At 35.9% G+C, this 11,098-nt stretch carries 10 protein-coding genes and 1 rRNA gene; all 11 read right to left on the minus strand.

Annotation, left to right across the window (positions count from 1 at the left end; genetic code table 11):
* Positions 1 to 29 precede the first annotated feature (29 nt).
* Positions 30 to 509 (minus strand): 2-C-methyl-D-erythritol 2,4-cyclodiphosphate synthase, encoded by a 480-nt coding sequence (gene ispF, locus LC095_RS22710; protein WP_226530314.1) that lies wholly within the window; start codon positions 507 to 509, stop codon positions 30 to 32.
* Positions 506 to 1,195: a 2-C-methyl-D-erythritol 4-phosphate cytidylyltransferase gene (ispD, locus tag LC095_RS22715; RefSeq protein WP_226530315.1), complete on the minus strand. Its 690-nt coding sequence runs from the start codon at positions 1,193 to 1,195 to the stop codon at positions 506 to 508. The genes ispF and ispD overlap by 4 nt, the downstream gene beginning before the upstream one ends.
* 172 nt (positions 1,196 to 1,367) lie before the next feature.
* On the minus strand, positions 1,368 to 2,465 hold the full coding sequence (locus tag LC095_RS22720; protein ID WP_226530316.1) for a PIN/TRAM domain-containing protein: 1,098 nt from the start codon (positions 2,463 to 2,465) through the stop codon (positions 1,368 to 1,370).
* A 190-nt stretch (positions 2,466 to 2,655) separates the two neighbouring features.
* Positions 2,656 to 3,735 (minus strand): DNA integrity scanning diadenylate cyclase DisA, encoded by a 1,080-nt coding sequence (disA, locus tag LC095_RS22725; protein ID WP_078433084.1) that lies wholly within the window; start codon positions 3,733 to 3,735, stop codon positions 2,656 to 2,658.
* Positions 3,736 to 5,112 (minus strand): DNA repair protein RadA, encoded by a 1,377-nt coding sequence (gene radA / locus LC095_RS22730; protein ID WP_226530317.1) that lies wholly within the window; start codon positions 5,110 to 5,112, stop codon positions 3,736 to 3,738.
* 191 nt (positions 5,113 to 5,303) lie between these two features.
* Positions 5,304 to 7,751, minus strand: a complete 2,448-nt coding sequence (clpC, locus tag LC095_RS22735; protein ID WP_026561193.1) for an ATP-dependent protease ATP-binding subunit ClpC — start codon at positions 7,749 to 7,751, stop codon at positions 5,304 to 5,306.
* Complete coding sequence (locus tag LC095_RS22740; protein ID WP_226530318.1) at positions 7,748 to 8,845, minus strand: protein arginine kinase; 1,098 nt, start codon at positions 8,843 to 8,845, stop codon at positions 7,748 to 7,750. The genes clpC and LC095_RS22740 overlap by 4 nt, the downstream gene beginning before the upstream one ends.
* 2 nt (positions 8,846 to 8,847) lie before the next feature.
* Entirely contained in the window at positions 8,848 to 9,399 is a 552-nt protein-coding gene (locus LC095_RS22745) for a UvrB/UvrC motif-containing protein (RefSeq protein ID WP_226530319.1), read from the minus strand.
* 15 nt (positions 9,400 to 9,414) lie between these two features.
* On the minus strand, positions 9,415 to 9,876 hold the full coding sequence (locus tag LC095_RS22750) for a CtsR family transcriptional regulator (RefSeq protein WP_216774896.1): 462 nt from the start codon (positions 9,874 to 9,876) through the stop codon (positions 9,415 to 9,417).
* Positions 9,877 to 10,001: 125 nt separating this feature from the next.
* On the minus strand, positions 10,002 to 10,700 hold the full coding sequence (locus LC095_RS22755; protein WP_226530320.1) for an MgtC/SapB family protein: 699 nt from the start codon (positions 10,698 to 10,700) through the stop codon (positions 10,002 to 10,004).
* Positions 10,701 to 10,981: 281 nt separating this feature from the next.
* A 5S ribosomal RNA gene (gene rrf / locus LC095_RS22760) occupies positions 10,982 to 11,097 on the minus strand.
* Between the last annotated feature and the right edge of the window lies 1 nt (position 11,098).

Genomic DNA, 11,098 nt, shown 5'->3' on the forward strand with positions numbered 1-11,098 from the left:
ATGAGAAGACACAAAAATAATTAGACTGTTTACAGGCTCTTCTGTATTAACACTGTTGCTTGTGAGGCAATTCCCTCTTGTCTGCCAGTGAAACCCAACTTCTCTGTCGTTGTTGCTTTAACATTTACCTGTGAAATATCTGCTTCCAAGAGTTCCGCAATACGTGTTCTCATTTGATCAATATATGGAGCCATCTTTGGTTTTTGTGCGATAATCGTACAATCAATATTTCCTAATTCAAACCCTCGACTTTTCACCAGGTCCCAAACATGAGCCAACAATTTAGCTGAATCAGCATCTTTAAAAGCCGGATCTGTATCAGGAAAATGTTTTCCTATATCTCCTTCTGCAATCGCACCTAAACAGGCATCTGCAACTGTATGTAATAAAACATCAGCATCTGAATGACCTAATAGTCCTTGTTCATAAGGGATTTCAATGCCGCCGATAATTAAAGGACGCCCTTCCACTAATTGGTGTACATCAAATCCTTGTCCTACTCTTATCATTTTTTCTCCTCATTTCTCTTTAAGATAGCCTCAGCAATATAGAGGTCTTCTGGTGTTGTGATTTTTATATTTGTATAATCCCCTGTAACAATTGATACAGGTTGTCCCACTCTTTCTAACAAACTTGCATCATCTGTACCTAGATATCCTTCATTTCTAGCTTTATCATGTGCCTCTAAAAGCAATTTTATTTGAAAGGCCTGTGGTGTTTGTACAGACCATAGAGTTGATCTTTCAACAGTTTCAGAAACAATTCCTTCTTCGACTTTTTTAATGGTGTCCTTTACAGGGACAGCAAGAATGGCTGCTCCTGTATCTACTGCCTTTTCTACTAAATTCTCAATTCTTTTTTGAGTAACAAATGGTCTTGCACCATCATGAACAAGTACAAGTTCATCATCTTTCACTGCCTTTAACCCATTATAAACACTATACTGCCTCTCAGTACCACCTTGGATAAATTGATGAACCTTTTGTATTCGATACTTTTCAATAAGATATTGAAAATCAGCTTTTTCCGCTTCATTAATAACCAAGATAATGCCTGAACATTGGGTATGTTCTTCAAATACTTTTAATGTATGAATAATGATAGGTGTTTCATTCAACTCGATAAATTGTTTGTTTTTTCCTGCTTTCATACGCTTCCCTTGTCCTGCAGCAGGTATGATTACTTGATAGTTCATAAAGTTACTCCTTAAACGAATTCAATTTTACGTTATTGGAACATTTGTGGTTTTCGGAACTCTAATATCTTTATCTGTCCCCATTCCATTTTATACTTTCTAATAGAATAATAAAATATATAACAAAGGGCCAGGTTCCTTTTGCCCGGAACCTGACCCCATTTTTATACAATTACAGTGCTTTTTCTAAAAGCTTGGGCTTGGCAAAGATCATTCTTCCAGCTGAAGTCTGAAGAACACTTGTTACTAATACATCAATATGTTTACCGATATAATTACGCCCTTCTTCAACAACGATCATCGTGCCATCATCTAGATAAGCAATCCCCTGATTGTGTTCCTTACCATCTTTGATAACCTGAACATTCATTTCCTCTCCAGGCAATACAACCGGCTTAACAGCATTTGCTAAATCATTAATATTTAATACTGCAACTTTTTGAAGTTCACATACTTTATTCAAATTAAAATCATTGGTTACGACAACACCCGATGTAAGTTTAGCTAATTTAACCAATTTACTGTCTACCTCTTGAATTTCTTCAAAATCTCCTTCATAAATCTCTACATTTATTGAAAGTTCTTTTTGAATTCTATTCAGAATATCCAGTCCTCTTCTACCGCGATTTCTCTTTAATACATCAGATGAATCGGCAATATGCTGAAGCTCCTCTAATACAAATTGAGGAATAACAATCGTTCCTTCCAAAAAACCTGTTTGACAAATATCAGCAATTCTTCCATCAATGATGACACTTGTGTCCAAAATTTTTAACTTTTTATCCTCATTTTCTACTTCTTCGTCAGGCCCACCTTTTTTCTTTCCAATACGATTTGGAGCAGAGAATAAATTAATAAGTTCGTCTCTTTTCTTAAAACCGACCTGGAACCCTAAATATCCTAATAATAGCGTTAAAAAGATTGGAATGATGGTGTTAAATACCTGGTATTGGATATCTTTTAAAGGAATAACAATAAGAAAAGCAACTATAAGACCAAAGATTAATCCTAAACTACCAAACAATACATCTGTTACAGGTGCCTTAACAACAGCCTCTTCTAATACTTTAATCCAGTTTACAACATAATCAACTAACCAAAACGTTCCGATAAAAAATATAATTGCACCTATTACTGCTAATGTATAAGGCGTGTTAATAAAAGGTATGTCCTGCATATTCATTAATTCAAGTAGTTCCGGTATAAAAAGAATTCCCAGCATTCCACCGATACTTAGAAAAAGCAATTGGATTATGCGTTTAATTAACATACCTTCACCTCCCTCTGAGTTATTACTACTTTATCCTAATTCTGGAGCTTGTGATATAAATTATCTTAATTTGTAAATAGATTGATACAAGCTTGTAATGTTGAACCAAATATACACAATAAAAACAATTTTAATATACCCTATTTTTCAGTAATTAAAACAAAAATATGAAAAGTTTCATGAAATCTTCTTATATATGACGATCAATGAGAAGCTGATCTTGTAATCTTTTTAAACCTTCTTTGATTTTCTTTGCCCTTACCTCACCTATCCCTTCCACTTCATCTAACTGTTCTACGGATGCGCCCATAATAAGTTTCAAATTTTTATATGTTGTCACTAAATTTTCAATAATTATTGTGGGAAGTCGCGGAATTTTATTTAAAATACGATAACCTCTTGAAATAACAGGACTATCTACATTCGTAAAAGAAGAATAACCAAGTAATTTGAAAAGAACTGCATCTTCTAAAAGCTCAAAGCTGGATAGATCTTGAAGCTGTTGGATAATAGGGTAAGGATCAACTGATTTGTCTTGGGCATAATCTTTAATTAACAGTGCTGCTTCCTCTTCTACACCTGTAAGAAGTTCTGCTAACTGCAACCTAATCAAATGCCCCTCTGCTCCCAACTCATTCACATAGTCAATAATTTCATCTTTAATTCTCAAGACCATTTCAAAACGGTGAAGCACTTGCAGGACTTCTTTAAAGGTAACGAGTTCTTCGAGCTCTAAAGCACCTAATGTTAAAATAGATTGGTCAAGGACTATTTTATATTTTTCCAATGTTTGAATAGCCTGATTAGCCTTTGTTAAAATGACACCTATTTCACGCAGTGCATATCTAAGCTCCCCATGGTACAACGTAATGACATTCCTTCTTTGAGAGATCGCAATTACTAAATTACCAGTCTGCTTCGCAACACGTTCTGCGGTTCTGTGCCTCATTCCTGTTTCCGAAGAATAAATTGAAGAGTCGGGGACCAGTTGTGCATTTGCATACATAATTTTGTTACCCGAATCACTTAAAATAATTGCTCCGTCCATTTTTGCTAGTTCATATAAATGAGCCGATGAAAAAGCACATCCTATTGCAAAGCCGCCATCAATAACCTTTTTTACCTTTTCATTATGACCAACGACAATTAAACCACCTGTTTTTGCACGAAGGACATTTTCAATTCCTTCTCTTATAGGTGTCCCTGGTGCAACAAACTGTAGAATTTCGTTTAATGTCTTTTCACCCGACTTACTCTCTATGTCTGTCATTTACGATCCTCCTAAGGTTTTTTGGAGAGCCTCTGCTACATTTTTAACCCCAATTATTTCAATTTCTTCCGGTGGATTCCATCCTCCAATATTTGCTTCTGGAATAATTGCTCTCTTAAATCCGAGCTTAGCTGCCTCGATTACTCTCTGTTCAATTCTTGATACTCTTCGAACTTCACCAGTTAATCCTACTTCACCAATAATTACGTCTGTCGGTTTTGGTGGTGCATCTTTAAAGCTTGATGCAATACTTACAGCAACAGCTAAATCAATAGCAGGTTCATCTAGTTTTACACCACCGGCTACTTTTAGGTAAGCATCTTGATTTTGCAATAAAAGACCTACTCGTTTTTCTAAAACAGCCATTAACAATGGTACCCGATTATGATCTATGCCTGTGGCCATTCTTCGTGGATTTCCAAAACTCGTTGGAGATATAAGTGCCTGTATTTCAACTAAAACAGAGCGTGTACCTTCCATAGATGCAACTACGGTTGAACCTGCTGCACCTTTTGAGCGCTCCTCAAGAAATATTTCAGAAGGATTTAGGACTTCTTCTAAACCAGCTTCCTTCATTTCAAAAATACCCATTTCATTTGTAGACCCAAAGCGGTTTTTCACTGCGCGAAGAATTCTATATGTGTGATGTCTTTCTCCCTCAAAATATAAAACAGTATCAACCATATGTTCAAGTAATCTCGGCCCTGCTATTGACCCCTCTTTTGTAACATGGCCCACAATGAAAATCGCAATACCTTTTGTTTTGGCAATCCTCATCAATTCTGCAGTTGATTCTCTTACCTGTGATACACTACCTGGTGCAGAACTTATTTCGCTATGGTAGACAGTTTGTATAGAGTCTACTACTACAAAGGATGGATTCGTATCTTCAATAGCTTTTGAAATAAAGCTTAGATCTGTTTCTGATAAGACTAATAATTTATTTGACTTTACTCCTAAACGATCCGCTCTTAATTTTGTTTGCTTTACCGATTCCTCGCCAGAAATATATAAAACATCATTCCCGTTATCTGCCAACTGGGAAGATACTTGTAATAACAATGTCGATTTTCCAATTCCAGGGTCCCCACCGATTAGCACTAGAGATCCTTTTACAATACCACTGCCTAACACACGGTTAAATTCTTTTAAATTTGTAAATATTCTTGGTTCTTGGGTTGTTTCGATTGTTGTTATGGGGGAGGGTTTTTGTACAGTTTGGTTAGAATGAGCAAACACTGCCCTACGAGGTGATGCAGACTTTAGTACTTCTTCTGTCATCTTATTCCATTCACCGCAGCCAGGACATTTCCCCATCCATTTGGGTGATTCATAACCACATGATTGACAAATAAATTTCACCTTTGATTTCGCCATTCAAATATTCCTCTCTTATTAGATTAGCAAGTAGACGAGCAAATTATGATTGTAAATACAAACAAATCGTTTGGGGATAAATGTTCATTTTAAAATTTTAACATGTGTTGGAATATGTAAGTGGAATTGATTTTCAACTAAAAAGAAAGTGAGGCACACAACAGAAAGTGTGCCTCAACTTTTTTCATATGTTAATTTGCCTTTACTTCTTCTTTCTCATCAGTTTTGACAACAAATTCACCATTTTCAACGTCTAAAATAATTTTCTGACCTTTATTAATTGTTCCTTTTAATAGTTCCTCAGAAAGGCGGTCTTCAACATTTTTCTGAATAGAACGACGTAATGGTCTTGCTCCATACTCTAAATCAATACCTTCGTCAGCAATTTTCTCTTTAGCAGACTCTGTTAGCTCCAGTGATAAATCTTGTTCTTTTAGTCGTTTGGTTAATTGGTCTGACATTAACGAAACGATTTCTTTTAAATGTTTCTTCTCTAAAGAATGGAACACGATAATTTCATCGATACGGTTAATGAATTCAGGTCTGAATGCACGTTTTAATTCATTCATAACTTTATCCTTCATATCTTTGTAATTTTGTGTTTCATCCTGCACATTAAATCCAACATATTTATTTCGTTTTAACTCACTTGCTCCAACATTGGATGTCATAATTAAGATCGTATTTCTAAAGTCTACTGTACGTCCTTTAGAATCAGTTAATCGACCATCTTCTAACACTTGAAGCAAGATGTTAAATACATCAGGATGTGCCTTCTCAATTTCATCTAAAAGAACAACTGAATAAGGTTTTCTTCTTACTTTCTCTGTTAATTGACCACCTTCATCATACCCAACATATCCTGGAGGTGAACCAACTAAACGTGAAGTAGAATGTTTCTCCATATATTCTGACATATCAATACGGATCATAGCATCCTCATCACCAAAGATAGATTCAGCTAACGCTCTTGCAAGCTCGGTTTTTCCGACACCTGTAGGCCCTAGGAAAATGAAAGAACCAATCGGACGCTTCGGATCCTTTAATCCTGCACGAGCACGTCGAACCGCCTTTGCAACAGCCACAACAGCTTCTTCCTGACCAACAACTCTAGAATGCAGTAAACTTTCCATATTAAGAAGTTTATCGGTTTCTGTTTGAGCTAATTTGGAGACAGGAACACCAGTCCAGCTAGAAACAACCATTGCGATATCTTCTACCGTTACTTCAGTATTTTCCTGGCCTTGCTTTTCTTTCCATGTCTTCTTCGTTTCCTCTAATTGTTCACGGAGACGTTGTTCTGTATCGCGTAAAGATGCTGCTTTTTCAAATTCCTGGCTTTGAACAGATGCATCTTTTTCCTTGCGAATTTCTTCAAGTTTTAATTCCAATTCTTTTAGATTTGGAGGTGTAGTAAAAGAACGCAAGCGTACTTTTGATCCTGCTTCGTCAATTAAATCAATTGCTTTATCTGGTAGAAAACGGTCTGAAATGTAGCGATCTGATAATTTTACTGCTGCATCAATTGCCTCATCAGTAATCGATACTCTGTGATGCGCCTCATAACGGTCACGTAATCCTTTTAAAATCTGAACACTTTCGTCAACAGTCGGTTCATCTACTTGTATCGGTTGGAATCTACGCTCTAACGCTGCATCCTTTTCAATATATTTTCTATATTCATCAAGCGTTGTTGCACCAATACATTGCAACTCACCTCTTGCTAATGAAGGTTTTAAGATATTCGAAGCATCTATTGCACCCTCTGCACCACCGGCACCAATTAATGTGTGTAATTCATCAATAAAAAGGATAATGTTTCCTGCTTGGCGGATTTCATCCATTACCTTTTTAAGACGATCTTCAAACTCACCTCGGTATTTTGTACCGGCAACAACTGTTCCCATATCTAAAGTCATTACTCGTTTATCTCTTAAAATCTCAGGAACTTCATTTTGTACAATCTGTTGGGCTAAACCTTCAGCGATGGCAGTCTTACCTACTCCAGGCTCACCAATTAATACCGGGTTATTCTTAGTACGTCTACTTAATACTTCAATCACACGTTGTATTTCTTTGCTTCTTCCAATTACCGGATCTAAGCTGCCTTCTCTAGCAATAGCTGTTAAATCACGGGCTAAACTATCTAAAGTTGGTGTATTGGCATTTGTAATGCCTCCGCCTTGATGATTTGCTGAGGATTCATTACTTCCTAGTAATTGAAGAACCTGTTGTCTCGCTTTATTTAAACTTACTCCTAAATTATTAAGTACTCTTGCTGCTACTCCTTCTCCTTCACGGATAAGACCTAGAAGAATATGTTCTGTACCAACATATGAGTGCCCCAGCTTTCTCGCTTCATCCATTGATAGCTCAATGACCTTTTTTGCTCTTGGTGTATAGTGGATTGTTTGTGATGCATCTTGACCTCTTCCGATTAAGCCTTCTACTTCTTTTTGAATTTTATCAGGCCCTAGTCCTAATGCTAACAAAGCTTTAGCAGCAATTCCTTCTCCTTCACTTACAAGACCTAATAGAATATGCTCTGTTCCAATATTATTATGTCCTAAACGAACTGCTTCTTCTTGTGCTAATGCTAATACCTTTTGAGCGCGCTCTGTAAATCTTCCAAACATCATGATTCATCATCCTCCATCCGTTTATTACGATCCATTTCTAGATTTAGACGCTCTCTAATGAGTGCTGCCCGTCGAATATCTCTTTCATTAGGACGTAATGGTCCACCAAAATACTGCTGTAAAAATCCTGGTTGAGTTAAAATCATAAGTTCGTTTAGGATTGTTCTGGATATGTCTTTAATAATACCCAAATCAATTCCAAGTCGAACATCAGACAAACATTTTGCCGTTTCATTTGATTCAATAATCCGGCTGTATGCTAAGGTTCCAAAAGAACGATATACCCGATCCTCAAGTTGGGTATGAGAGGATTGATAAAGGGCTTCACGGGTTGATCTCTCTTGGTCAATCAATTGTTGAACAACACTTATTAAATCCTCTACAATATCTTTTTCAGATTTACCGAGTGTAATTTGATTTGAGATTTGAAAGAGATTCCCTATAGCTTCGCTACCTTCACCATAAATTCCTCTAACAACTAATCCTAATTGATTAATTGCTGGAATAATGCGATTAATTTTTTGCGTTAGGACAAGAGCAGGCAGATGCATCATGACTGAGGCTCTTAGACCTGTACCTACATTTGTAGGGCAACTCGTTAAATAACCTCTTTGTTCATCAAACGCATAATTCACTTCTTCTTCAATCCAGTCATCTAATTGGTTGGCCATAGTCAATGCCTCTCCAAGCTGTAACCCCGGAAATAAACACTGAATTCGAATATGATCTTCTTCATTCAGCATAATACTTACTTCTTCATTTTCCGAAAGTAAACAACCTCCATAAATGGAATGATCAGCAAGATTAGGACTAATTAAATGCTTCTCTACTAACACCCTCTTTTGAATTGGTTGCAGCTCATTCATTTTTAGAAGTTCCAAATGACCAATATTTTGGAATGTTTTATTTGCATATGTGTGTTCAAAGAAATTTAGAACATCTTGTAACTCTTCATTAGTAGAAAGTGTAGGGAATTTATACTTTTCAATATTTCGAGCTAAACGAATACGACTGCTTAACACAATATCTGAATCAGGACCTTCTTGACTCATCCAGGCACTCATTGCTTTATTCATAAAGTTTTGGAGTGACATACTTATGATCCCTCCTCATTGGAGCTGCTTAATTTCTTTTCAAGTAACCTAATTTGATCTCTGGTTTTAGCAGCCTGTTCAAACTCTTCTTGAGCAATGTAGGTATGAATTTGACTTTTTAATTGTTCAATCTCTTTCCTAACATGAAGATCACCGCCAATTCTTTTAGGTATTTTCCCGGTATGAACTGTATTTCCACCATGAACCCTTTTAAGAATTGGAGTGATATAATGTTTAAATGTAGAATAACAGTTAGAGCAGCCAAACCTTCCTACTTTTTTAAATTGGTGAAACGTCATCTTACAACGATCACATTGTGGGAGTTCTTCTGTTTTAAAAACATTTTGCTCTTCCGACTTTGCAATACCGTGGTCCATATTGAGTAGGCCTGTTAATAAATTATTCAGTGAAAAACCTGTATTAGTATTAAACATAAAAAGATCACTATTTTCTTTTGCACAATGTTCACAAATATGAACTTCTGTTTTTTCACCATTGATCACTTTTGTAAAGTGAAACGTCGCCGGCCTTTCGTTACATTCCTGGCAAATCATCCGTCTCCCCTACTTTCACTTATATTTCAATGAAGTTAACATGGCTTTTACCATCCTTGCCCTTAATTCATCCCTGTGGGGAAGTTCAATATATAAAACAGAACGATCAATAACACTTAACATAAGTTTTGCTTCACGAGAAGAAATAACTTCTTCGGTAACTAATCTACCGATAATATCTTCAGCAGCAGCCTGTGATAGCCTTTGGTTAATTAATCGTAAAATCTGTTCCAGCAGATGGGCTTGATTATCAGCACGAACTTTAATAATCCGGATATATCCACCACCACCGCGTTTACTTTCAACCACGTAACCTCTTTCAATTGTAAATCTTGTATTAATAACATAGTTTATCTGTGAAGGCACACATTGAAATCGATCTGCAATTTCACTGCGCTTTATTTCAACAATTTCTTTTCCACTACTGTCCAGCACACTCTTTAAGTACTGTTCAATAATGTCTGAAATATTTCTCACTCAACCTCCCCCTCACTGACTTTGACTATATTTGACTATAATCTAACTATAAAACGAACAGAAAAATTTTTCAACTCTTCTGTTTCATTTTAAATATTGCCAAATTTGAGGTTTGTAAAACCTTTTTAATATATTTTTTCCACTTCATTTATATCAATAAGGACCTTTTCAAGAATTCCGTTTTGGGTAGCGTCAACATCTATATCAAATTGATAATAAAAGGTAACTGTACCATCTCTATCTTTTTTACAAGAAGTCATGACAACTTTATTTGTTTTTATTTTATACGATGTTAACTTTTTAATAATTTCATCTACAGTAGCTCGATTTGAATTAACAACGACTTTCATTTTCCGGCGCGTCTTTTTCGAACTCATATATTCTTCAAGTTTATTTAAGAAAATTAAACACATTAAAACAATAATCGTTGTGAACGCAGCTAAAATATACATACCAGAGCCAATAATCAACCCTAAACCTGCAACAATCCAAATAGAAGCCGCAGTAGTTAGACCTCTTACTGTAGCCCCTTTAACTAATATGGTTCCTCCACCCAGAAATCCAATACCGCTTATAACATAGGAAGGAATTCTAGCTGGATCAAACTGACTATTATCATGATTTTTTAGATAATCTTCAAATCCGTAAAGCGATAAAATCATCATTAAGCATGAACCAATCCCTACTAATAAATGAGTTCTAAAACCAGCAGGGTGACTCTTAAATTCACGCTCTAACCCTATAATTCCACATAAGATTGCAGCAATAAAGATTCGAAAAAACATAATATATGTATCTTGATCAATATCTCCCCACAACTCCATATGCATTTCTCCCAATTAGATAAAACATATTTTATTATATATATACGCGATTGTATAACATCAAACACTTTTATTGAAAATTTTTTTATTTTATTTTTTTACTTCTGTAGAGAGCATTTAGATATTACATTTACATATTCCCTTTTCATTAAGGATTTTTGTATTTTGAGATAGCAAGGACAAGTGTAATGTTATTTCCAGGATAACCTTCGACTCTTGGCTATAGTTTTATTAATACAAAAAAAGACCAGTATCTCTACTGATCTTTTCTTCCTCTTCTTACTTGGCAACGTCCTACTCTCACAGGGGGAAACCCCCAACTACCATCGGCGCTGAAGAGCTTAACTTCCGTGTTCGGCATGGGAACGGGTGTGACCTCTTCGCCATCATCACCAAAT

The organism is Metabacillus niabensis, from assembly GCF_020524345.1.
In the GTDB taxonomy this organism is placed as follows: Bacteria; Bacillota; Bacilli; order Bacillales; family Bacillaceae; genus Metabacillus; species Metabacillus niabensis_B.

Coding starts and splice junctions, on each gene's coding strand:
- ispF (WP_226530314.1), bottom strand. CDS start 509: ATGATAAGAGTAGGACAAGGATTTGATGTACACCAATTAGTGGAAGGG.
- ispD (WP_226530315.1), bottom strand. CDS start 1,195: ATGAACTATCAAGTAATCATACCTGCTGCAGGACAAGGGAAGCGTATG.
- LC095_RS22720 (WP_226530316.1), bottom strand. CDS start 2,465: ATGTTAATTAAACGCATAATCCAATTGCTTTTTCTAAGTATCGGTGGA.
- disA (WP_078433084.1), bottom strand. CDS start 3,735: ATGACAGACATAGAGAGTAAGTCGGGTGAAAAGACATTAAACGAAATT.
- radA (WP_226530317.1), bottom strand. CDS start 5,112: ATGGCGAAATCAAAGGTGAAATTTATTTGTCAATCATGTGGTTATGAA.
- clpC (WP_026561193.1), bottom strand. CDS start 7,751: ATGATGTTTGGAAGATTTACAGAGCGCGCTCAAAAGGTATTAGCATTA.
- LC095_RS22740 (WP_226530318.1), bottom strand. CDS start 8,845: ATGTCACTCCAAAACTTTATGAATAAAGCAATGAGTGCCTGGATGAGT.
- LC095_RS22745 (WP_226530319.1), bottom strand. CDS start 9,399: ATGATTTGCCAGGAATGTAACGAAAGGCCGGCGACGTTTCACTTTACA.
- LC095_RS22755 (WP_226530320.1), bottom strand. CDS start 10,700: ATGGAGTTGTGGGGAGATATTGATCAAGATACATATATTATGTTTTTT.